The following is a 22,304-nucleotide window of genomic DNA, read 5'->3' on the forward strand; positions in this document are numbered from 1 at the left end:
GGGCGGAGGGGAGACTCGGCTCAGCCGTCGAGTCGTACGACCCGGACGGCTCCCGCCGGGAGCGCGAGGCAGCCGGCGGCGCGTTCGCCCGTGAGCAGTTCGGTGCCGTGCGCGTGGAGCGGCACCTTGGCGTCCGTGGCGGTGTGGTTGACGGCGAACAGGTACTCGCCCGTCTCGCCGGTGCGCAGCACCACCTCGACGTCGCGGGGCAGTTCGGCGTACGGGGCGACGCCCGCGTCCTGGGCGGCCCGGCCGAGGAGCGCGTCGAGACCCTCGGGGCCCAGGCGGGTGGAGACGTACCAGGCGGTGCCCTCGCCCAGGCGGTGGCGGGTGACGGCCGGGCGGCCCGCGGTCAGGCCGTCGGCGTACGTCCAGACGGTCTCGGCGCCGCGCGGTACGACGAACTCCGTCCACACGTCGGCGCCGAGTTCGCTCCCGTCGGGGCCGGTGATCCGCACCGACTCGCCGGACAGCAGGGGCGAGAACTCCTCCACGGTCAGGCCGAGGACGTCCCGCAGCGCGCCCGGGTGGGCGCCCTCGTGCACCGCGTCGTGCTCGTCGACGATGCCGGAGAAGTAGGACACGACGAGGGTGCCGCCGTTCTCGACGTACTCCTGGAGGTTGTTCCCGGCCGCCTCGGTCATCAGGTAGAGGGCGGGTACGACGACAAGGGGATAGGCCGACAAGTCGGCTTCCGGGTGGGCGAAGTCGACCGTGAGGTGGCGGTCGTACAGGGCCGCGTAGAAGGCGTCGGCGCGCTCGCGCGGGTCGTGGTCCTCGCTGGGGCGCCACTGGAGGTTCTGCGCCCACCAGGAGTGCCAGTCCCACAGGACGGCCACGTCCGCGCGGGTGCGGGTGCCGCGGACGGCGCCGAGCGAGTCGAGCGCGGCGCCGAGTTCGACGACCTCGCGCCACACGCGCGTGTCGGTGCCGCCGTGCGGAAGCATCGCCGAGTGGAACTTCTCGGCGCCGCGCCGCGACTGGCGCCATTGGAAGAACATGGCTCCCTCGGAGCCGCGGGCCACGTGCGCGAGCGAGTTGCGGGCCATCTGGCCGGGGGCCTTGGCGGGGTTGCGGGGCTGCCAGTTGACGCCCGAGGTGGAGTGTTCGAGCAGCAGCCAGGGGGCTCCGCCGGCCACCGAGCGGGTGAGGTCGGCGGCCATCGCGAGGTTGACGTGGGTGCGGCGGCCGTCGGTGATCAGGTAGTGGTCGTTGCTGACGATGTCGACCTCGCGGCCCCAGGCCCAGTAGTCGACCGAGTCGCACTGGCTGAGGGCCGTCATGAAGTTCGTGGTGACCGGGACGCCGGGGGCCAGCCGGTGCAGGATGTCCCGCTCGGCCATGAAGTTCTCGCGCATCGTGGCGTCGGCGAAGCGCTTGTAGTCCAGCGCCTGGCCCGGGTTGCCGACCGTGGGGGTCAGCCGGGGCGGTTCGATCTCGTCGAAGGCGGCGTAGCGCTGGCCCCAGAAGGCGGTTCCCCAGGCCTCGTTGACCGCCTCGACGGTCTCGTACGTGCCCGCCAGCCAGCGCCGGAAGTGCGTGGCGCAGGAGTCGCAGTAGCAGGCCGAGACGGGGACGCCGTATTCGTTGTGCACGTGCCACAGGGCGAGCGCGGGGTGTTCGGCGTAGCGCGTCGCGAGCCGGGTGGTGATGTCCACGGCGGCGGCCCGGTAGGCGGCGTTGCTGTGGCAGACGGCACCGCGCGAGCCGAACGCGTAGCGCGTGCCGTCGGCCGTCACGGGCAGCGCCTCGGGGTGTGCGCGGAAGAACCAGACGGGCGGGACCACGGTGGGGGTGCCCAGGTCGGCGCGTATGCCGTTCTCGTGCAGCAGGTCGAGGAGGCGGTCGAGCCAGCCGAAGTCGTGGACGCCCGGCGCGGGCTCCAGGAGCGCCCAGGAGAAGATCCCGACGCTCACCATGGTGACGCCGGCCTCCCGCATGAGCCGGACGTCCTCGTGCCAGACGGATTCCGGCCACTGCTCCGGGTTGTAGTCCCCACCGAAGGCGAGCCTGGTGAGGCCCCTGGGGGTGGTGTCCGGCATGGATCTCTCCCGTTTAATTCGATCATTTGGGAACGTGCACACACATCATCGACGGCGCGAGCCCAACATAACCGCACAGCAACAACCATTGACAAGTGTCTGGGATGTTTCTCTACTGTGAACGCTCACAGACGCATGGCAGGGCCTTATCAAGCATGAGGACCATGATCATGTGAACGCTCACAGCAGGCTCACAGCAGCATGGCAGGCCCTCGCATCAGGGCGGGGGCCCCAGGTCAGGGGAGAGATCCATGCCGAACACGAAGCGCCGTCGCCTCGTGGCAACCACCGTCGCCGTCGCCCTCGGCGCCACCGCCCTCGCCGCTTGCGGTTCGTCCGACGACACCGGCGAGGCCGCGTCGGGGCCGGTCTCGCTCACGTACTGGACCTGGACGCCCGGCATGGACAAGGTCGTCGACCTGTGGAACAAGGGCCGGGGCAAGAAGGAACAGATCACCGTCACGGTCAAGAAGCAGGCCTCCGGCGACTCGCTGGTCACCAAGATCCTCACCGCACACAAGGCCAAGCAGGCACCGGACCTGGTGCAGGCCGAGTACCAGGCGCTGCCGACCCTGGTCAGCAACGACGCACTGGCCGACATATCCAAGAACGTCGGCGACGCCAAGAGCGAGTTCGCCGACGGCGTCTGGCAGCAGACCACGCTCGGCACCGACGCGGTCTACGCGATCCCGCAGGACATCGGGCCGATGATGTTCTACTACCGCGAGGACCTGTTCAAGAAGTACGGCCTGACGGTCCCCACCACCTGGGACCAGTTCGCCGAGACCGCCCGCAAGCTGAAGAAGGCCTCGCCGGGCACGGACCTGACCACGTTCTCCGCCAACGACTCGGGCCTCTTCGCGGGCCTGGCCCAGCAGGCCGGCGCCAAGTGGTGGACGACCTCCGGCAACAAGTGGAAGGTCGGCATCGACGACGCGGCGAGCCAGAAGGTCGCCAAGTTCTGGGGCGGCCTCGTCAAGGAGGGCGTCATCGACAACCAGCCGATGTACACCCCGGCCTGGAACAAGGCCCTGGACACCGGCAAGCAGATCGCCTGGGTCAGCGCCGTGTGGGCGCCGGGCACGCTCACCACGGCGGCGCCCGACACCAAGGGCAAGTGGGCCATGGCCCCGCTCCCCCAGTGGTCCGCGAGCGAGAACGTCACGGGCAGCTGGGGCGGCTCCTCCACCGCCGTCACCACGGACTCCGAGCACCAGGCGGCCGCCGCGGAGTTCGCCGCGTGGCTCAACACCGACAAGGACGCGCTGAACGCGCTGGCCAAGGAGAGCGGCATCTACCCGGCCTCCAAGGCCGCCCAGACCAGCGGCGCCTTCCTCACGCCGCCGGACTACTTCTCCAACCAGGCCGACTTCTACACCCAGGCCGCCAAGATCGCCGAGACCACCGCGCCGTCCGCGTGGGGCCCGAACGTCAACGTCGCCTACGCGTCGTTCAACGACGCCTTCGGCGCCGCCGCGAAGAACAAGTCGGACTTCGCCGCCGCCCTGGGCACCATGCAGGACGAGACGGTGGCCGACCTCGAGAAGCAGGGCTTCGGGGTCGCTCAGTGACCACCCCCGCACACCGGAGGCGGTACGGGGCCAAGGGGGCCCCGTACGCCTTCCTTCTTCCCGCGACGATCCTCTTCTGCCTGTTCTTCGCGCTGCCCATCGGGTACGCGGTCTGGCTCAGCTTCCGCAAGGTGCACGTCTCCGGGCTCGGCCTGGGGTCGGGTGCCCGGCAGGAGGTCTGGGCCGGCTTCCGGAACTACAGCTCCGCCCTCACGGACGACGAACTGCTCGGCGGCGCGCTGCACGTCCTCGGCTACGGCTGCATCGTCGTGCCCGTGATGCTCGGGCTCGCCCTGCTGTTCGCGCTGATGCTCGACTCCGACAAGGTGCGGCTCGCCCCGTTCAGCCGGCTCGCGATCTTCCTGCCGTACGCCATCCCCGGCGTCGTGGCCGCGCTGCTGTGGGGCTTCCTGTACCTGCCGGACGTCAGCCCCTTCTATTTCGTACTGGAGAAGCTGGGCCTGCCTCAGCCGGACCTGCTGGACGGCGGTCCGCTGTACCTCGCCCTGTCCAACATCGCGGTCTGGGGCGGCACCGGCTTCAACATGATCGTCATCTACACCGCGCTCCAGGCCATCCCCGCCGAGGTGTACGAGGCGGCCGAGCTGGACGGCGCCACCCCGCTCCAGATCGCCCTGCGGATCAAGATCCCGATGGTGGCGCCCTCGCTGGTGCTGACCTTCTTCTTCTCGATCATCGCCACGCTCCAGGTCTTCAACGAACCCACCACCCTCAAACCGCTCACCAACTCCCTGCCCACCACCTGGAGTCCGCTGATGAAGGTGTACCAGGACGCCTTCGGCAAGGGGGACATCTACGCGGCCGCCGCCGAGGCGACACTGATCGCCTTCGTCACGCTCGTGCTGTCCTTCGGGTTCCTGCGGGCCGCGAACCGCCGCAACAAGCAGGAGGCCGCCCGATGAGTTCTCTTGCCGTCCGCAAGGCCGCACCCGCCGCCGGCACCACCCCCGGCACCGCCCAGGGACCGCCGCTGCACCGGCGGATCGCGCTGGTCCCGACCGTGACCCTGCTGCTCGGCGCGCTGTACTGCCTGCTCCCGGTGGCCTGGGTGGTGATCGCGTCCACCAAGTCCGGCCACGAACTGTTCTCCACGTTCACCTTCCTGCCGGGCAGCGGCTTCGCCGACAACGTCAAGGAGCTGAGCACCTACCGCGACGGCGTGTACTGGAAGTGGATGGGCAACTCCGCCCTCTACGCGGGCCTCGGCGCCCTGCTGTCGACGGCCGTCTCCGCCGTCAGCGGCTACGCGCTGGCGGTCTACCGCTTCCGCGGCCGGGAGACCCTGTTCAACATCCTGCTCGCGGGCGTCCTCATGCCGCCGGTGATCCTCGCCGTCCCGCAGTACCTGCTGATGGCGAAGGCCGACCTCACGGACACCCACCTGTCCGTGCTGCTGCCCCAGGTCCTCGCCCCCTACGGCGTCTACCTCGCCCGGATCTACGCCGCCGCCGCGGTCCCCTCCGACGTGGTCGAGGCCGGACGGATGGACGGGGCGAGCGAGTGGCGGATCTTCACCCGGATCGCGCTGCCCATGATGGTGCCCGGCCTGGTCACCGTGTTCCTGTTCCAGTTCGTGGCGGTCTGGAACAATTTCCTGCTGCCGTACATCATGCTCAGCGACGACGAGAAGTTCCCGATCACCGTCGGCCTGTACACCCTGCTGGAACAGGGGTCGAACACCCCGGCCCTGTACACCCTCGTGATCACGGGCGCCTTCCTCGCGGTGCTCCCGCTGGTCGCGCTCTTCCTGGTCGTTCAGCGGTTCTGGAGCCTGGACCTGCTGTCCGGGGCCGTAAAGTCATGACCATGAACAATGCGGGGGGCCGACGGAAGCCGCCGACCATCCATGACGTGGCGCGCGAGGCAGGGGTCTCCCGGGGCACCGTCTCGCGCGTGCTCAACGGCGGCCACTACGTCAGCCCCACCGCGCAGGAGGCGGTCAACGCCGCCATCCGTCGCACGGGCTACGTCGTCAACCGGCACGCCCGCTCCCTCATCACGGGACGGTCGGACTCGGTCGGCTTCCTGCTGACCGAGCCGCAGGAGCGGTTCTTCGAGGACCCCAACTTCAACATCCTGCTGCGCGGCTGCACCCAGGCGCTGGCCGCGCACGACATACCGCTGCTGCTGATGCTGGCGGGCACCGAGGACGAACGGCGGCGCATAGCGCGCTACATCACGGCCGGTCACGTGGACGGGGTGCTGCTGGTCTCCAGCCACTCCGGCGACCCGGTGGCGGAGGAGCTGTGCGCGGCGGGCGTGCCGCTGGTCGCGTGCGGCAAGCCGATCGGGCTCGGCTCCAAGGTGAGCTACGTGGCCGCCGACGACCGGGACGGCGCCCGGGACATGGTGCGCCATCTGCTGTCGCTCGGCCGCCGCCGGATCGGCGTGGTCACCGGTCCGCTCGACACCCCGGGCGGTGTGGAGCGGCTCGCCGGTTACCGGGAGGTGCTCACCGAGGCGGGCGTCGACCTCGACGAGCGGCTCGTCGTCTCCGGCGACTACAGCCGGGCCAGCGGCGAGGCGGGCGCCGAGCGGCTGCTCGCGCAGGCCCCCGACCTGGACGCGGTGTTCGTCGCCTCCGACCTGATGGCCCAGGGCGTGCTGGCCGCGCTGCGGCGGGCCGGTCTGCGGGTGCCGGATGACATCGCTGTCGGAGGCTTCGACGACTCCCCCGCGGCGGTCGCGGCCACGCCCGCCCTCACCACCATCCGTCAGCCCTGGGACCGGATCAGCAACGAGATGGTGCGGGTGCTGCTCGCCCAGATCGGCGGCGAGGACCCGGCCGCGGTGATCCTGCCGACCGAGCTGGTCAAGCGCGAATCGACGTGAGCGGGCGGGGACGGGGGCGGGCCGGTCACCGTTCGGGGCCGACGTGAGCGGCACGTGGCGCGGCCGGCCGGACACCGTTCGGGGGAACGTCGCGCACGATCCGCGCCCTCTGGAGGGGCCCGTCGGCGGCGGGGCCCTCGTCCGCCGGACGGTCCCGGACCGGTCAGGATCGGAGAAGCCGCCGAGCGGTCCCCCGGCTTAACGTGAGTGCACCGGCGGAACTCGCCGGTACGACACCGGCGCGCCGCGTCGGTCCGTCGCCCCCACCTCACCGAGGAGTACGCCATGACCGCGGGCGTGAAGACGATCATCTACCCCGTCAAGGATCTCGCCCAGGCGAAGACCATGTTCAGCGCACTGCTGGGGGTCGAGCCGTACGCGGACGAGCCCTACTACGTCGGTTTCAAGGACGCCGGCCAGGACGTGGGCCTCAACCCCAACGGACACGCCCAGGGCCTGACCGGACCGGTGCCGTTCTGGCACGTCACCGACATCCGGGCGCAGCTGGCGGCGCTGCTGGCGGCGGGCGCCGAGACCGTGCAGGACTTGCACGACGTGGGCAACGGCCGGCTGATCGCGTCGGTGAAGGACGCCGACGGCAACATGGTGGGGCTCCTCGAGGACCCGGTGGCCTGAGACCGGCTTCCGCCGGATCCGCCGGATCCGGCACTTGCGCATGCACTAGTTGCATACTCAACGAATGGCCGGTTCGGTGTTACCGTGCGGGTATGGCAGTGAACACGGCGACCACCCGGCTCGAACAACAGTGGCGGGACATCCTGTCGGTGCACGCGCGCACGATGTGCGAGATCGACCGTGTGCTGCACCCGTACGGCCTGGGCGCGAGCGACTTCGAGGTGCTCGACATCCTCGACGCCGAGTCGCCCGAGGAGGGCGGCCACTGCCGTGTGCAGAACCTCGTCGGGCGGGTGCATCTGAGTCAGAGCGCGCTGTCCCGCCTCATCGGACGGCTGGAAAAGGACGGTCTGGTCGAGCGTTCCGTCTGCGTGGAGGACCGCCGCGGAGTGTGGGTCGCCCTCACCCGCAAGGGGCGCGACCTGCACGCCGAGGTGCTGCCGCTGCAGCGCGCGGTGCTGGCCCGGATGCTGGCCGAGGACCGGGCCCAGGGCCTGTCCGTCACCCCCTGATCCCAAAGACCGGGGGACGGCTGTCGCCGTCGGAGTTGACGACGATCCAGGTGTCGTCCGCCCTCAGGAGCTGGGCGGTGGGCTCGACGCTGCCGTCGACGTCGCGCACCGGGGTCCCGGCGTCCGCCCCCAGGCGGTGCCCGTCGCCCATGTCGAGGCGCCACAGCCGGTCCGCGCCCGCGAGCACCGCCACCTGACCGTCGCCCGCGGGCGCGAGGGCGGTGACCGTGCCGCCCAGGTCCTGGTGCCAGAGCCGTTTTCCGTCCCGCAGCGAGTAGCCGGAGATCCGGTCGGGCCCGTCGCCACCGGGCCGCGCGGCCGCCACGACGAGCCTGCCGTCGCCGACCGTCGCCGACCGTCGCCGACAGCGCGGGCCGCGCGGCGAAGGCATCGGACGCCGGGACGACGGCCAGGTCCTCCTCACTCCCGCTGAGCGGGATCTCCACCGGGTCGCCGGTGCCGGCGTCGGCGCCCTTGTCCGCCCCGGCGGCAGCCTCGCCGCTGTCCGCGCCGCTCGCCCTGCCCATGTCCTTGCCCTTGTCCGCAGCGCCGTCCGGGGTGCCGCTCGTCGCGTGCAGGCTCGTGGTCCAGCGGGGCGTGCCGTCGGCGAGGGCGTAGCCGTGCACCGCGCCGTCCGCCAGTGCCACGGCCACGCCGTGGTCGGCGGTGACCAGGCTGTCCGTGGCGGTGGTGAACCCGGGAACGCCGCTGATCCCCCGCTCCCACAGCTTGCGGCCGCTGCGCAGGTGGCCCCCGCACTGTTGCGTACCGCGGCACCCACCGGTGCCACCTCCCCGTCGCAAGCCGCTGGAGCATACGCGGCGGTTCGGATCATGTCAGCGGCGTACCGGCGACCGGAAACGCCGCCGCGCCACCCCGTTCCTGCGCCTTGATCCGCCGGGCAGTGCCTGGGAGCTCCGGACAGAAGCGGGGCCCGGCGGACGGCGCCGCCCGCTGATCGGATCCCCGCTTCTGTCCGGAGGCCTAACCCGCCGCGGGCGACTGCGGCCGCCGGTCGGCCGGGCGCTGCGGGGAGACCGAGGCGGCCCGGAAGTCGCGGGGGCCGGTCCACAGCGCAGGTACCGCGTCGCAGCGGCGGCACAGTGCGTGGGCGATGGCCTCGTAGTTGACCCGCCAGCCCTGGAAGTGCGGCCAGGCCTCTCGGGGGCTGAGCTCGGCGCGGAAGTCCGTGCGCTCCAGCATCGCCACCGCCTCCTCGAACTCGGCGAAGGTGAGCTGGATCGGGGCGTCCGGGGCCGGGTCGGGGTCGAACGGGACGCGTACCGAGCGGGCGATGTCCCGCAGTGCGGTGAACCCGGCCCGCAGCACCAGCCGGGCCTCCGGCGGGGCGATCCGTGGGGTGAGCGCGAGCTGCATGGCCGCCGCGTCCATCACGGCGACCAGTCCGACCAGCCAGTTGCGGTACGGCCGGGGCGAGCGGAAGGCGAGCAGCACCGGATAGGTGGAGTGGCTCTCGCCCATGTCGGCGGCCAGTCGCTCCCACGACCGGTAAAGCTCGGGCAGGGCCGTCTCGGTGTCGACGAGCCACTGCCGGGCCAGGATCTCCGGGCCCCAGGCGGGCTCCCCGGCCCGGGACTGGAGCAGCGTGACCTCCAGCTCGCGCCGGTTGTAGGCGGCGTAGAGGGTGGGCAGGTAGGCGATCTGAAGGGCGATCAGGACCGGGCCGGTGGCCGCCGCGACGAAGTCGAGCGCCGACAGGCTGATCCGCGCGCCGCTGGCGAAACCGAGGGTGAACAGGCTGGAGCCGGCCTCGCGGAAGGCGCTCGCCCAGGACAGCGGGGACAGCGCGTACAGCAGCAGGCCGTAGCCGATCAGGGCTCCGCCCAGCCAGGTCGCGAGCATGCCGATCAGTATGAGCGGGGCGAGCCAGGTCTGGGCGCGGTCGACGGCACGGTAGCCGCCGGACGGCGCGGCCAGCCGCAGCAGGCGGCGCAGCAGCCACCAGAGCCGGAAGACCAGCACGGAGTAGAGGCCCCGCGGCACCACGAGGGTGCGCAGGATGCTGCTGAGGACGAGTAGGAGCACGAGCCCGCCGGCCACGCCGGAGATCCAGAGCATGAGATCATTCTGAACCCCCGGCGGTGACGAACACGCCGTCGTGAGGGTCGGCGCGGCCCGCCCGCGGTGCCATCATGCTCCACGAATGCCGCACAGGACGGCAAAGGCCGCACCAGGGAGCGCAGCCATGGGCGAGGAGCAGCGGGCAGTCCGGTTCAGCAGCTACCGCACGCGATGCGTGGACGAGTCCCATGACGCGATCGCGAGCCATTACTACGATCTGAGCCTGGACGTGGCGGGTTCCCCGGACACGTTCCTCACCGAGATGAGTGTGGTCGAGCTGGGTGAACTCACCGTCGGGGAGCTCAGTTTCGGCACCGAGGTGGCGATGGAGTTCGTCGAGCCGCGGGCCTACCACGTGGCCGTACCGCTCACCGGCCGGTTCCGGGTCGGACAGGGGCGCGAGGCCTCCTCGTACGCGACTCCCGACCAGGCCCTCTTCCTCGACCCCGACCGTCCGGTCCAGGTCGACGACTGGTCCCGCGACTGCCGGGCCCTGGCCGTCAAGCTCGACCGGGCGGCGGTGCACCGGCGGCTGGAGGGCCTGCTCGGCAGGCCGCTCGGGGGCCGTGCCCGGTTCGCGCCGTACGTCGACATCACGCAGGGCCCCGGGCTGAGTTGGGCGAACCTGGCGCGGTGGTCCCTGTCGGAGAAGGACGTGCCGGGCGGGCTGCTCGGCCAGCCGCTGATCCGCGCCTCGATCGAACGGACGCTGCTGGAAGGCGTGTTGTACGCCGCAGGGCACAACTACCGGGAGGAGCTGGAGGTTCCGGGCCCCCGGCTGCGGCCCGCGCCGGTGAAACGGGTCATGGACGTCGTCCACGACCGGCCGGCCGAACCGTACGACGCGACGAGCCTCGCCGCCATCGCCCAGGTCGGCGTCCGGGCCCTCCAGGACGCCTTCCGCCGGCATGTGGGCATGTCCCCGATGTCGTACGTCAACGAGGTGAGGTTACGGCGGGTGCGTGAGCAGCTGCGGGCCGCGGATCCCGGGACGACCACGGTCACCGACGTGGCGTACGCATGGGGTTTCAGCCATCTGGGGCGGTTCGCGCAGCGCTATCGGACCCGGTTCGGGGAGTCGCCGTCGCAGACGCTGCGTGCCGGCTGACGGCGGCCGGCGAACTTGGTGCGGAACAACTTGGTGCGGAATGCGGACACCGGCTTCGCATTCCGGAGCACGCGCGCCGTCGCACCCGCCTAACCTTGATCGAACGGCGAGGGAGACCGCCGCGGGGTGAACGGGGTCGGCGCCGCTCACCCCACCCCGGCAGGGCCTGGGCGCGCGAGGGCGCGCGGACCGCCCACGCTCTTCGAGTCCGGTGTTTCCCCCCGCGAATCCGGCGGTCGGGTCCCGCCGACCGCCGGGGTGCGCCCCTCAGCCCCCAGGCCGGGCCAGCAGGGTCCTCACGCCCTCCGACGTGAGCGTCAGGGCGTGGTCCGCGGCGCCGTCGATGGCGAGCGAGAGCTCACCTTCCGGCCACTGCGCGGCAAGCGCGCCCAGCGGCACCAGGCGGTAGCGCGAGACGAACGGCAGCAGGTGGGTCATCTCCGGTTCGGAGGTGAACACGGGCACCACCGGCTCGCCGCCCTGGTACTCCAGGACGGGCAGGGCAACGGTGGTGAGATCGGCGGCGCTCTCCTCGGGGGCGTCGTCGGGTACCGGCACGAGCACGTCGCTGTGCGCGAGTGCGTCCAGCGCGACCGTGTCCTGGGTGTTCTCGGCCAGCGCGGTCAGCGCCCGTCGGGCGGTGCTGCCGGCCTCGTGGTGGGCGGGTGTCTCCATCTCGGGTCCCCTGGTAGCGGCGGTCGTCGGGCCTGCCCCGCCCGCACGGGCACCGGGCGCGGCTGGGTTCGCGTACCCACGACGACGGTGGCCATGCGCCCGTCGGCGCAACAAACGGAGCGGGTCCCTCAGCCCTGGCGGTAGAGCTCGGTGAGCACCTCGATCACGGCCTGCGTGGCGGGGTGCGGATCGTCGCGCCACCAGGCGAGCCGTACGGCGACCGGTTCGGCGTCCCGTACGGGCCGGTAGACGACGCCGGGCCGCGGGTAGCGGTTGGCGGTGGACTCGGCGGTCATGCCGATGCACCGGCCGGTGGCGATCACGGTGAGCCAGTCGTCGACGTCGTGGATCTCCTCGACGGCAGGGCGGGCGTCGGCGGGCCACAGCTCGGGCGTGGTGGTGCCGGTGCGCCGGTCGACGAGCAGGGTGCGGCCGCCGAGTTCGGCGAGCCGCACCGAGCGCCGACGGGCCAGCGGGTCGTCCGCCGCCAGGGCGCACAGGCGCCGCTCCAGTCCGACGATCGCCGAGTCGAACCGCTGGTCGCCCGGGTCCCTGCGCACCACCGCTAGGTCGCAGCCGCCCTCCGCCAGGCCCGCCGTGGCGGAGTTGGCGCGCACCAGCCTCAGTTCCGTCTCCGGGTGCGTGTCGTCCCACCGGCGCTGGAAGGCCAGGGTGTGCCGGCCGAGGGCCGCCCAGGCGTAACCCACCCGCAGCCGGGTGTGGCCCGAGGTGGCCTCCCGGACCAGGTCGTCGACCTCGGCGAGCACCCGCCGGGCGTGCGCGACGACCCGCAGACCGGCCGGCGTCGGCGTCACCTCGCGGGAGGTGCGCCTGAGCAGCCGTGTGCCGAGACCGCGTTCGAGCGAGGCCAGGGTGCGGGAGACCGCCGCCTGGGAGACGCCGAGCGCGATGCCGGCGTCCGTGAACGTGCCCTCGTCGACGATCGCGACGAGACAGCGCAACTGCCGAAGCTCCACCTGGACGCCATCCATGACCCAAGCGTATAGACCGATCAGCCTATGCATTTTTCGTAAGCGGGGGCCTGGCCGACGCTCGGGGTATGCACAACGCTCCCCCGCGTCCGCCGGCCCAGATCCACCGCACCGAGGGTGCCCGCGCCTCCCTGGCCGGAGTGGGCACCATGGTCGGCAGCGGCCTGTCCAACCAGGTCGGTGCCGCCGTCGGTTCCCTCGCCTTCCCCGTGCTGGGCCCCGTCGGTGTGGTCGCGGTACGCCAGTACGTGGCGGCGGCCGTCCTGCTGACGGTGGCCCGGCCCCGGCTGCGCGGCTTCACCCGCGAGCAGTGGTGGCCCGTACTGCTGCTCGCCCTGGTGTTCGGGACGATGAACCTGTCCCTGTACACCGCGATCGACCGGATCGGGCTGGGCCTCGCGGTGACGCTGGAGTTCCTGGGCCCGCTGGCCATCGCGCTGGCCGCGGCGCGCCGGCGGGTGGACGCGTACTGCGCCCTGGTCGCCGCGGCGGGTGTCGCCGTCCTGATGCGGCCCCGGCCCTCCGCGGACTACCTCGGGACGGGGCTCGGTCTGCTCGCCGCCGCCTGCTGGGCGTCGTACATCCTCCTCAACCGCACGGTCGGCCGCCGGATCCCCGGCGCGCAGGGGTCGGCGGCCGCGGCGGGTGTGTCCGCCCTGGTGTTCCTGCCCGTCGGGGCCGTGGTCGCCGTCGCGCATCCGCCGACCGTGGGCGCCGTGGGGTGTGCGGTGGCCGCCGGGGTGCTGTCGTCCGCGGTGCCCTATCTCGCGGACCTGTTCACGCTGCGCCGGGTGCCCGCGCAGGCCTTCGGCCTGTTCATGAGCGTCAATCCGGTGCTGGCCGCGCTGTCGGGCCTGGTCGTCCTGGGCCAGCGGCTGGGCTGGGCCGAGACGGCGGGCATCGGCGCGGTCGTCGTCGCCAACGCGGTCAGCATGCTCGCCGGACGCCCACGCACGCCGCGCACCTCACCCCCGTAGGCCGGGTGTCGAACCCCCGCTCGGAGCTCGAATGAGCCACGGGTTATCATTTGAGCACTGCCTAGCTCGAAAGATGGACCTGTGACTGTCAACGAGGACTCGTTCACGAACTGGAAGACCCGCGAGGAGATCGCGGAGTCCATGATCCCGATGATCGGAAAGCTGCACAGGGAGCGGGACGTCACGGTCCTGCTGCACAGCCGCTCACTGGTCAACAAGTCGGTGGTCAGCATCCTCAAGACCCACCGGTTCGCCCGTCAGATAGCCGGCGAGGAGCTCTCGGTCACCGAGACGCTGCCGTTCCTCCAGGCGCTGACCACGCTCGACCTCGGCCCGTCCCAGATCGACATCGGCATGCTGGCGGCGACGTACCGCGCCGACGACCGAGGCCTCTCGGTCGCGGAGTTCACCTCCGAGGCCGTGTCCGGCGCCACCGGCGGCAACAAGATCGAGCGCCGCGAGCCGCGCGACGTCGTCCTCTACGGCTTCGGCCGCATCGGCCGTCTCGTCGCCCGGCTGCTCATCGAGAAGTCCGGCTCCGGCAACGGTCTGCGGCTGCGCGCCATCGTCGTGCGCCGGGGCGGCGAGCAGGACATCGTCAAGCGCGCCTCGCTGCTGCGCCGCGACTCCATCCACGGGCAGTTCCAGGGCACGATCACCGTGGACGAGGCGAACAGCACCATCACCGCCAACGGCAACGAGATCAAGGTGATCTACGCGGGCGACCCGTCGGAGGTCGACTACACGGCGTACGGCATCAAGAACGCCATCCTCATCGACAACACGGGCCGCTGGCGCGACCGCGAGGGTCTGTCGCAGCACCTGCGTCCGGGCATCGACAAGGTCGTCCTGACCGCGCCGGGCAAGGGCGACGTCCCCAACATCGTGCACGGCGTCAACCACGACACCATCAAGCCGGACGAGCAGATCCTGTCCTGCGCGTCCTGCACCACCAACGCGATCGTGCCGCCGCTGAAGGCGATGGCCGACGAGTACGGTGTGCTGCGCGGCCACGTGGAGACCGTCCACTCGTTCACCAACGACCAGAACCTGCTGGACAATTACCACAAGGCCGACCGCCGCGGCCGTTCCGCGCCGCTCAACATGGTGATCACCGAGACCGGCGCCGCCTCCGCCGTCGCCAAGGCGCTGCCCGACCTGAAGGCGCCGATCACCGGCAGCTCGATCCGGGTGCCGGTGCCGGACGTCTCGATCGCGATCCTGAGCCTGCGTCTGGGCCGGGAGACCACCCGCGAGGAGGTCCTCGACCACCTCCGTGACGTCTCGCTGACCTCGCCGCTCAAGCGCCAGATCGACTTCACCACGGCGCCCGACGCGGTCTCCAGCGACTTCATCGGCTCGCGCCACGCGTCGATCGTCGACGCCGGCGCCACCAAGGTCGACGGCGACAACGCGATCCTCTACCTCTGGTACGACAACGAGTTCGGCTACTCCTGCCAGGTCATCCGCGTCGTCCAGCACGTCTCCGGCGTCGAGTACCCGACCTTCCCGGCCCCGGCCGCCTGAACGTCGACCGACTCCAGGCCCCTCTCTGGTCGGAGAGCGGGGGCCAGGCCGGTCGCGGCGAACACCTGACCGGCACAGTCCGACAGGCACTCGCCGCGACCACCCGCTGAGGGCCGCCACCCGCACTACGGATGGCGGCCCTCAGCCACATACCGGGTTCAGACGCAACACAGAGGCGGCCAGGGGCCGTTACATGTCGGATCATCGCGGTACGGTCGGCCCATGACATCTGACGGCGAAACGGCCGGAGGGTTTCGGTCCAGGGCCTCGGGCGACGAACCGTGGCGGGGTGACGAGCGACATCGCGTGCTGGCCGAAGCCCTGAACCGCTACGGGTTGTGGGACCACCTGCCGGCCGAGCTGCGCGAGTCCGCGATGGCCGACGTCGTGACCGGCAGCTATCCGCTGCACCTCGACCTTCTCCTCGGGCAGATCGAGTTCTTCGCGGACGGGGAGGAACTGGCCGAGGGCGGGGTCGAGGAATTCCTTCGAACGCTGGCACCGGCCCTGGCGCGCTGCGGCGTGACGCTGGAGGTCGAGACGATCCGGGACGTCGCCGACTACACGGTCTCGATCAACGGGATCCGCTGCGTGGTGGTGAGGCCCGACGACTGGGAGGGCGGGGATCCCTGGGCCTCGTCGACCGTCCGCCCCCTGACCGTCGTCAACCAGTTGCTCGCCACCGGGCGCAGCCCGCTGCGTGCCCACACCCTCTACACGGGCGGGAACGAGGGACTCGCCCTCCTGATGGACCCGCGAGCGGCCGAGGCGATGCGAGCCAGCGGCCTGTTCCCTGAACATGAGGTGCCGGCGCTGGCCGACGGGGAGTGAGCGCCTGCCGAGGTTGCAGGCGTAGAGGTGCAGGCGGACGGCGAGCAGGCTCGTTCCAGGTACGCGATGTTCCGATCCGGGGCCTGCCGACGAAACCCCGCAGTGTGCATGCTGTCGGTGTGACCGGGCGGTGGCCAGGTTCCTGGCGGTCCACCCTCACTCAGGAGGAACTGCCGATGCCGCGAACCTTCAGGGGATTCAACGGCAGAGCCGTGCTCTATCCCGATCGAGTCGAGATCAAGCGAGCGCTCGGCCCGAGGATCGGCGGCGCGAAGAGCAGCGGCATTCCGTTCCCTCGACTCGTCAAGGTCATATCGAGGACGCCCACACTCCGGCTCAACGGCTGGGTCTACCTCGCCACGGATGCAGACCCGGCGCATCTCGGCTGCTGGGCCGATCCCCCGAAGACCAAAGTCGGCGTCAACCCTCAGACGATTGTGTACACGTGGTGGCAGCGTGACATCCAGGCTGATTTCATCGCCGCAGTGAGTGAGGTATGGCAGGAGCCCTCCTAGAGGCCGACAGGGGCACCGCCTGAGGAGGATTCGCACCGCTTCATCACTATCTCGGCGGTGAACGGCGAGTCTCTGTAAAAACCTTGGGAGCTAGCCGAACTGGCTCTGCATCCAGTCGGTAACGCGGCTCAGCCGGCCGGCAGCCTTGGCGGGATCGCCCGTTCGGGTGGACTGATCCACTTCGAAGTCGTGGCCGGTCAGGCCGCTCTCCGCCTCGACGATGCGAGCGACACGGTAGGCCTGCTCCATGAGTGCCAGCGCTTCCGGACCCGAGCGGCCGTATGCCACCTCGATGTGGGCTGTGTCTCCGCAGTATTCGAGCTGTACCCGCCCCGGCGGGCCGACCGTCTCAAGGGTCAGGCCGTACAGGTACTCCGCGGACTCAACCGATCCGATGTCCCGCGAGACCCGATCCAGGATGCGGTTCCACTCGGCCCGCTCCTCGGCGGAGGGCCGGTACACGGGCAGCTCGGCGTCGTAGTCGAAGTCGGCGTTGAGGAGGTCGAGTGTCTCCTGAAGAGACAGGCCCGGCCGCACCCGTACGAACGAGATGTCGTAAGTCACCGGAGTGAATGTACGTGCGCTTCAGACCATCAGCGACCGCATTACCGCAGCCGCAAGGCCGACTCGCCGATGACCTTCGGCCTACCCCAACGGCCAGTGCAGAACGGTCGCGTCGCCACGCGCCTTGCCGCGTGACCACCGCTGGCCCTGGGGGTCGCCGGCTTCCGCTTCCCGCACCTGGCGGATCACCTCAGCCGGACCGAAGACGGCAAGGGTTACGAACAAGGCGTCCCACGTGACGAGTTCGAACCGGTCTACCAGGCGCATCGCCCCGTCGCTCATCAGCGCAACGGCAGCCAGGGACTCCAGCGGCACGGAGCCCGTGAAGGTGTGATGGGCCGCCCGCGGATCGGGCCCCGCGATCCAGAAGCCTTCAGGGCGGTTGCGCAGCCCGGTCAAGGCGTATCCCAGCTGCCCCGTATGACCGTCCGGCCAGCAGGGCAGACCCGAGCGACCGTCCCGCCCATAGATCGCATCGAGGAGCATTCATGCCACAACCGCGCCAGATCGGGTGGCAGGTGACCAGAACTGTGAGTGCCTGTTACGCAGAGCGGAAGCGCGTGTTGCCCATCAGCGCGTAGTGCAGCGTGCTCGCGCCAACAGCGATCCCGTCCGCGGCGGGCTGAACGCCTCGGTGTACACAGTTGCTATGACATTGATGCGTGTCCCCACCTACTCCCGCGATTGGCCCCAGCATCAGCTCGATGCTCTCTTTGCCGAGGGGTTCCCGCCGTTCATCACTGCCGACCACGCCGTTAAGCCGCTCCTGGGTCGGATACGGGCATGGTTCGCCGACTTCGACGTCATGGTCCTCGACGACGGGACGCCCGTCGCCACCGGTTGGGGGGTGCCTCTCGCTTGGGACGGAAAGACCGCGAGCCTGCCCGACGGCTATACAGCATCCCTTGCACGCGCAGTGGAGGGACGCGAGCAGGGGACTGCCCCCAACACCCTGGTGATCTGCGGCGCCATCGTCGCTCCGGAACACGCCGGGCGCGGCTTGGCCAGCGAGGTGCTCACAGCTCTGCGCGATCTGGCTGCCGAGCGGGGGCTCTCGCAGGTGATCGCCCCCGTGCGACCCACCGCCAAGCACCGTTACCCACTTACCTCGATCACTGAGTACGCCACCTGGACCCGTCCGGACGGCACCTCCTTCGACCCGTGGATCCGCACCCACCAGCGTCTGGGGGCCACCATCCTTACCCCGGCGCCCGCTTCACAGACGATGACCGGGACCGTCCAGGAGTGGGAGGAGTGGACGCGACTGAGCTTCCCCGCCTCCGGCACGTACGTGATTCCCGACGGGCTGTCCCTACTCGACATCGATCGGCGTGCCGACCTCGGTATCTATGTCGAGCCGAACGTCTGGATGCGTCACCTGTGAGCTTGCTGTTCGAATAAGCATGGAAATGCTTGCCTACATGCAACACGCCCACGGACTGTCCAAGCAGGTCAATGGCACCCCGTCCCCTGTTCAACTCGTTGCCGAAGTTGCTTCGGGACGAAGCGGTCGCTCCGTTAGGGTGCCCCGCCTGACCGACGACGCCCCGGCCTGTCCCGAGTGCAGCCAGCCCATGAAGTCCGGCGGCCTTGTGCTCGTCAAACAGGAGGACGATGGTCGGCGGACCTGCCGGCCGCTATGGCGGTGTGCCGATCGGCATGTCTGGTGGAGCTGGGCAGACCGGCCGGACGAACCATTGGAGGTCTGCCCGATCCCGCAACTGCTCCGCTGACATCCAACGTTGACATCAACGAGCACGGACGACGGCGACAACCGGCGGCAATGTACGGCGCCAGTGCGCGAGGCGAGTCCCCACCACGCCGGGCCCGGATCGAACTCCTAAAGCGGGTGTCGCAGGTTCGAATCCTGCCGGGGGCACAAGCGTGACCAGGGCAAACGCCCCGGGCCGGGATGGTCCGGGGCGTTTTGACGGCAACCCCCCTCAAGCGGCAAGCAGGCGCGCGCTACGCGGTGCGGGTTGGCTGACACCCGAATCTTCGGTCACCTTCCGCGCCGCCTCCGGCGCATCTCTGAAGCTGCTGCTGTCGGACTTGCTCGTCGCCAACGCCTGATTCGAGTCCACGGCCGGGACGACCACGATCATCGGACCGCCGCTGGGCGGCGCCGCGAGCGGGTTCCTCACTCCCTTGAACCAACGACTGGCCCACGCGGGTCTGAGGTCAGGGAACGTTGGTGACAGACTCGCAGCGCAGGGCGACGTCGTGGTTGCCGGCTTCGCCGTCGCAGGAATCGGTGTTCGCGCCGCCGTCCAGGAGATCGTTGGCGGGGCCTGCGAAGATGGCGTCGTTGCCGGCGTCGCCGTGGAGCACGTCCCGGCCGCCGGCCGTGCCGACGCTCGCGTCCCCGTCGAAGTTCACGTTGTCGCCGAAGAGGCGGTCGTCGCCGCCGCGGCCGTCGATCACGTCCTTGCCCGCGAACGTCCGGGAGTCGTCGCCGACCGAGCTGTCGCCGAAGAGGAGTTCGTCCGCCGTGCCGCCGGTGATCCGGTCGTTGCCCGCCCCCGTCGCCTGTCCGCCTGCGGGGTCGCCGATGTTGTGGTCGCCGATGGCGAAGATGCCGCCGTCGGCGCCGAGATCGATGATGTCGTCGCCACCGCTTCCATGGACTCCGTCGATGCCTTCGCTGTCTCCGACGATGCTTTCGGCGGTACCCGGTCCGGAACGGAGCACGTCGTCGCCCGCGCCGGTTGCGGACCCCTGGAAGGGGGCGGCCGAGTCCCCGAGCAAACCATCGTCGCCGTTGCCGCCTTCCAGGTAGTCCCTGCCGCCGCCCTCGGCATTGCCGCCGAGTGCGACGCTGTCGCCGGTGATGTGCTCGTCGTCGCCGTCGTCGCCGTAGATCCGGTCGTTGCCCCCGCCCTTGGCGTCGCCGTTGGCGTCGGTCTCCGAGTCGCCCACCATGAAGTCGGCGCCGCCACCGCCGTACATGACGTCGTTGCCGCCTCCCTCGGCGTTGCCACTGTTGCTCTGCGAGTCGCCCACCATGTCGTCGTCACCGTTTCCGCCGTACAGGACGTCCTTGCCGCCGCCCTTGGCGTCTCCACTCAAGACGGACACGTCACCGCGGATCGCGTCGTTGCCGTCACCGCCGTCGATCCTGTCGTTGCCGAGGCCGCCGATCAGGCGGTCGTCGCCGCCGCGGCCGCAGATGATGTCGTTGCCGCCGCGGCCGTCGATCACGTCGGCTCCCGCGGAGCCGACGATGACGTCGCGGCCCGGCGTACCGGTGAGGGTGCCCGCGCCGGTGAGGGTCGCGGGAATGCCGAAACAGGTGGGCGGGGCGGCGGCAGTGCTGGTCGCCGGAGTTCCCAGCGTGATCAGTGCCGCCGAGACGATGCCGGCCGTGAGGAGCCGAGCCATGCAGGACCTCCTGGTCTGAGGGGTGGCAGAAGGAGGTCTGCCTCACGTCATGGCGCTTCGGACGGATGTGAATCCGTTTGCCACACGCCGCCCCTCGAACGGGCCAGCGGGCGTTGCACTCTTCGCCCTCGGCAACACCTATCGCGTGTCTCTTTGATGGGCTGATCAGTTGAGCGGATGCGCCTGTCCGATTAGTGATCACAGACCGCTCACAAACGGCTGATCAGGTGGCCCATCGACGGCACCTGGGAGAGGATTTTCGCCGCCGTCCTGGCATCGGCGGACGCCGACGACGACATCGACTGGACGATGTCGGTGGACTCCACGGTCGTCCGGGCCCACCAGCACGCCGCCGGCGCACGCAAAAGCAGCGACAGGCACCGGCGAGCCCGCCGATCACGCACTTGGACGCTCCCGCGGCAGGCTGAGCACCAAGGTCCACCTGGCCGCCGACGGCGCTACACGACCGCTGGCCTTCACCGTCACCGCAGGCCAAGCCCTTGAAGCCCCGCTTTCGAGACGGCGATATCCCGCATCCCCGTGCCCCGACGCGGCCCGGGCAGGCCGAGAACCCGGCCCTTCGATCCCAGCCTGGTGACGAGCCGCCGTTGAACGCAGGTGAACGCCCCCGAACGCAGCCCTAGACCCCACCACCACGGTTGTAAAGAGTGCACCCGCCATCGCACGGGACAGAGGTGGTGCGCGGCCGTCGCCGGCAGGTTACTGCCTGGCCATCGACAAAGCCCGGCCGTCGGTTGGGTGCCGGACGATTCTCCGGGCCGCCCCCAGACAGGCCGGGGATGCAACCATTCCTTTGAGAGCTGGAACCCCCGAAAGCCGACCGCGCGCCTGAGACCCTAAAGGCCGGCACCGACAACGGCCTTGTACGTGATCGACCGTTGAGCGGTGCGTGTCCAACTGCGTGACAACGCCGAGCGCGGACGTCCGCGGACCGTCGGCGCAGGCGAGAAGCACACCGACCCCAGGCAGTGCCCTCGTGCAAGTTGCTTCGGGGCGAAGCGGTCGTGGGTTCAAGAACGCACAGCCCCGACGCGGTCTTCAGCTGGAACGGGCGACGACCTGCCCGACGACGGAGAAGCGCTGCTCACACTCCGGGCAGGTCGCCTCCCCGAAGGCATGGGTCAAGGCGCGCGCGATCTCCTCGTGGCCGTCGGCCCGGGCAAGGTCGTGGAGGCGCCGACCGAGACCTTCCAGGGTGCCGGGATCGGCCGGATGGAGAGGGAAGGTCTCGACGTCGTCGTCGGAGAGGGCGTAGTCCTCCGCCGTACTGAAGAAGCCCCGTTCTCCGAGAATCACCCACAGCGACGCGCACCCGTCTGGGTCCGGGCACTCGAGCTCGTATTCGCCGCTGACGATGCCCCAGATCAAGTCCTCCGCCCAGTGGATGTCGCCCTCCAGGTTCAGGACCGCCTCGATCAGATGGCAGTAGTCATTCCGGTCGACGGTGACCTGCCGCCAGCGGGTCGCGGCGCCCAGCAGTCGTGCGACTTCCGGTGCGTACTGGTGGCGCAGGTTCCGGGTCTCGTATCGCTGGTCGGACTGGACGAGCAGGGCGCCGGCCAGGTGGAGGGCCGAAGCTGCCGTGTCGGCATGGTCGGCCTGCGCCATGTCGGCCAGCGTGTGCAGCACCAGCGGATGGGCGACCTCCAGAGAGCCGTTGTGGTAGAGCTCCGTCCAAAGGTCGCTCCAGGCCTGACTGTCCCGACCCGTCGCGGCACGCTCCAGCAGGGCCCTCAGGCGGTCGGAATCGGCGTCGTCCGCGCGGGGGACAGCAGAACTCGTCGTCATCTCGGGTATCCAAGCAGACGACGCCGATTCCGACCGCGCACATCCCCTTCGGGCATCGACGAGCGCGACAACGCACAGGCCGTGAACCAGCTCGCAGGTGCGTCCCTTGTGGGGCGCCCCTCATGTTTCGGGAAGCGGGGGACCTCTCAAGCCGTCTGCCTGCATCCTGGATTGAACATCAGGGGGCATGTCGGGAATGATGCGCCATCTACGGGCACAGTCTGGGGGC

General features: G+C 70.3%; 21 protein-coding genes and 1 pseudogene. 13 read left to right on the forward strand and 9 right to left on the reverse strand.

Features of this window, described 5'->3' with window-relative positions:
- Positions 1 to 20: 20 nt before the first annotated feature.
- On the reverse strand, positions 21 to 2,042 hold the full coding sequence (locus ACZ7OY_RS20650; protein WP_471912692.1) for a beta-galactosidase: 2,022 nt from the start codon (positions 2,040 to 2,042) through the stop codon (positions 21 to 23).
- 251 nt (positions 2,043 to 2,293) lie between these two features.
- On the opposite strand from ACZ7OY_RS20650, the gene ACZ7OY_RS20655 reads away from it, so the two are divergent.
- The 6 genes from ACZ7OY_RS20655 (at position 2,294) to ACZ7OY_RS20680 (ending at position 7,614) form a co-directional block, all read left to right on the forward strand.
- Positions 2,294 to 3,613 carry an ABC transporter substrate-binding protein gene (locus ACZ7OY_RS20655; RefSeq protein ID WP_471912693.1) on the forward strand — a complete coding sequence of 440 codons (1,320 nt, stop codon included), beginning with the start codon at positions 2,294 to 2,296 and terminating at the stop codon, positions 3,611 to 3,613.
- Positions 3,610 to 4,536, forward strand: coding sequence for a carbohydrate ABC transporter permease (locus tag ACZ7OY_RS20660; RefSeq protein WP_471912694.1), 927 nt, complete (start codon positions 3,610 to 3,612; stop codon positions 4,534 to 4,536). Before ACZ7OY_RS20655 ends, ACZ7OY_RS20660 begins: the two co-directional genes overlap by 4 nt.
- Positions 4,533 to 5,438 carry a carbohydrate ABC transporter permease gene (locus tag ACZ7OY_RS20665; RefSeq protein WP_471912695.1) on the forward strand — a complete coding sequence of 302 codons (906 nt, stop codon included), beginning with the start codon at positions 4,533 to 4,535 and terminating at the stop codon, positions 5,436 to 5,438. Before ACZ7OY_RS20660 ends, ACZ7OY_RS20665 begins: the two co-directional genes overlap by 4 nt.
- Entirely contained in the window at positions 5,435 to 6,466 is a 1,032-nt protein-coding gene (locus tag ACZ7OY_RS20670; protein WP_471912696.1) for a LacI family DNA-binding transcriptional regulator, read from the forward strand. The genes ACZ7OY_RS20665 and ACZ7OY_RS20670 overlap by 4 nt, the downstream gene beginning before the upstream one ends.
- A 285-nt stretch (positions 6,467 to 6,751) precedes the next feature.
- Positions 6,752 to 7,102 carry a VOC family protein gene (locus ACZ7OY_RS20675; RefSeq protein WP_471912697.1) on the forward strand — a complete coding sequence of 117 codons (351 nt, stop codon included), beginning with the start codon at positions 6,752 to 6,754 and terminating at the stop codon, positions 7,100 to 7,102.
- A 92-nt stretch (positions 7,103 to 7,194) separates the two neighbouring features.
- Positions 7,195 to 7,614 (forward strand): MarR family winged helix-turn-helix transcriptional regulator, encoded by a 420-nt coding sequence (locus ACZ7OY_RS20680; protein ID WP_471912698.1) that lies wholly within the window; start codon positions 7,195 to 7,197, stop codon positions 7,612 to 7,614.
- On the opposite strand, the gene ACZ7OY_RS20685 is transcribed toward ACZ7OY_RS20680, so the two are convergent.
- A complete protein-coding gene (locus ACZ7OY_RS20685; RefSeq protein WP_471912699.1) occupies positions 7,604 to 8,005 on the reverse strand; it encodes a PQQ-binding-like beta-propeller repeat protein in 402 nt (133 codons plus the stop codon). The genes ACZ7OY_RS20680 and ACZ7OY_RS20685 overlap by 11 nt on opposite strands.
- 593 nt (positions 8,006 to 8,598) lie before the next feature.
- Positions 8,599 to 9,693, reverse strand: a complete 1,095-nt coding sequence (locus tag ACZ7OY_RS20690) for a hypothetical protein (RefSeq protein ID WP_471912700.1) — start codon at positions 9,691 to 9,693, stop codon at positions 8,599 to 8,601.
- A 127-nt stretch (positions 9,694 to 9,820) separates the two neighbouring features.
- On the opposite strand from ACZ7OY_RS20690, the gene ACZ7OY_RS20695 reads away from it, so the two are divergent.
- Positions 9,821 to 10,804 (forward strand): AraC family transcriptional regulator, encoded by a 984-nt coding sequence (locus tag ACZ7OY_RS20695; protein ID WP_471912701.1) that lies wholly within the window; start codon positions 9,821 to 9,823, stop codon positions 10,802 to 10,804.
- 267 nt (positions 10,805 to 11,071) lie between these two features.
- Here ACZ7OY_RS20695 and ACZ7OY_RS20700 read toward each other — a convergent pair whose 3' ends face one another.
- Entirely contained in the window at positions 11,072 to 11,479 is a 408-nt protein-coding gene (locus ACZ7OY_RS20700) for an SseB family protein (protein WP_471912702.1), read from the reverse strand.
- Positions 11,480 to 11,607: 128 nt separating this feature from the next.
- Positions 11,608 to 12,471, reverse strand: a complete 864-nt coding sequence (locus tag ACZ7OY_RS20705) for a LysR family transcriptional regulator (protein WP_375971777.1) — start codon at positions 12,469 to 12,471, stop codon at positions 11,608 to 11,610.
- Positions 12,472 to 12,539: 68 nt separating this feature from the next.
- Between ACZ7OY_RS20705 and ACZ7OY_RS20710 the strand changes: the two genes are divergently transcribed.
- The 4 genes from ACZ7OY_RS20710 to ACZ7OY_RS20725 all read left to right on the forward strand — a co-directional run bounded on the left by ACZ7OY_RS20710 (position 12,540) and on the right by ACZ7OY_RS20725 (position 16,321).
- The gene (locus tag ACZ7OY_RS20710) at positions 12,540 to 13,448 is read left to right on the forward strand and encodes an EamA family transporter (protein ID WP_471912703.1); all 909 of its coding nucleotides are present in this window, start codon (positions 12,540 to 12,542) and stop codon (positions 13,446 to 13,448) included.
- Between the two features lie 81 nt (positions 13,449 to 13,529).
- Positions 13,530 to 14,975 (forward strand): glyceraldehyde-3-phosphate dehydrogenase, encoded by a 1,446-nt coding sequence (locus ACZ7OY_RS20715; RefSeq protein ID WP_471912704.1) that lies wholly within the window; start codon positions 13,530 to 13,532, stop codon positions 14,973 to 14,975.
- Positions 14,976 to 15,281: 306 nt separating this feature from the next.
- Positions 15,282 to 15,806, forward strand: coding sequence for a hypothetical protein (locus tag ACZ7OY_RS20720; RefSeq protein ID WP_471912705.1), 525 nt, complete (start codon positions 15,282 to 15,284; stop codon positions 15,804 to 15,806).
- A 176-nt stretch (positions 15,807 to 15,982) separates the two neighbouring features.
- The gene (locus ACZ7OY_RS20725) at positions 15,983 to 16,321 is read left to right on the forward strand and encodes a hypothetical protein (protein ID WP_471912706.1); all 339 of its coding nucleotides are present in this window, start codon (positions 15,983 to 15,985) and stop codon (positions 16,319 to 16,321) included.
- Between the two features lie 90 nt (positions 16,322 to 16,411).
- Here ACZ7OY_RS20725 and ACZ7OY_RS20730 read toward each other — a convergent pair whose 3' ends face one another.
- Together ACZ7OY_RS20730 and ACZ7OY_RS20735 are read right to left on the reverse strand one after the other, a co-directional pair.
- Positions 16,412 to 16,885 carry a hypothetical protein gene (locus ACZ7OY_RS20730; RefSeq protein ID WP_471912707.1) on the reverse strand — a complete coding sequence of 158 codons (474 nt, stop codon included), beginning with the start codon at positions 16,883 to 16,885 and terminating at the stop codon, positions 16,412 to 16,414.
- Positions 16,886 to 16,966: 81 nt separating this feature from the next.
- Positions 16,967 to 17,284 carry a hypothetical protein gene (locus tag ACZ7OY_RS20735; protein ID WP_471912708.1) on the reverse strand — a complete coding sequence of 106 codons (318 nt, stop codon included), beginning with the start codon at positions 17,282 to 17,284 and terminating at the stop codon, positions 16,967 to 16,969.
- 250 nt (positions 17,285 to 17,534) lie between these two features.
- Here ACZ7OY_RS20735 and ACZ7OY_RS20740 point away from each other — a divergent pair, with 250 nt between their 5' ends.
- On the forward strand, positions 17,535 to 18,269 hold the full coding sequence (locus ACZ7OY_RS20740; protein WP_471912709.1) for a GNAT family N-acetyltransferase: 735 nt from the start codon (positions 17,535 to 17,537) through the stop codon (positions 18,267 to 18,269).
- Positions 18,270 to 19,066: 797 nt separating this feature from the next.
- Here the strand turns inward: ACZ7OY_RS20740 and ACZ7OY_RS20745 are convergent.
- Positions 19,067 to 20,266, reverse strand: a complete 1,200-nt coding sequence (locus ACZ7OY_RS20745; protein ID WP_471912710.1) for a calcium-binding protein — start codon at positions 20,264 to 20,266, stop codon at positions 19,067 to 19,069.
- A 201-nt stretch (positions 20,267 to 20,467) separates the two neighbouring features.
- Here ACZ7OY_RS20745 and ACZ7OY_RS20750 point away from each other — a divergent pair.
- Positions 20,468 to 20,845: pseudogene (locus ACZ7OY_RS20750) on the forward strand (transposase family protein); the annotation flags it as partial.
- A gap of 480 nt (positions 20,846 to 21,325) precedes the next feature.
- Here the strand turns inward: ACZ7OY_RS20750 and ACZ7OY_RS20755 are convergent.
- Positions 21,326 to 22,075, reverse strand: coding sequence for a hypothetical protein (locus ACZ7OY_RS20755; protein WP_471912711.1), 750 nt, complete (start codon positions 22,073 to 22,075; stop codon positions 21,326 to 21,328).
- Positions 22,076 to 22,304: the final 229 nt, after the last annotated feature.

This window comes from Streptomyces sp. NPDC107559 (genome assembly GCF_055657365.1).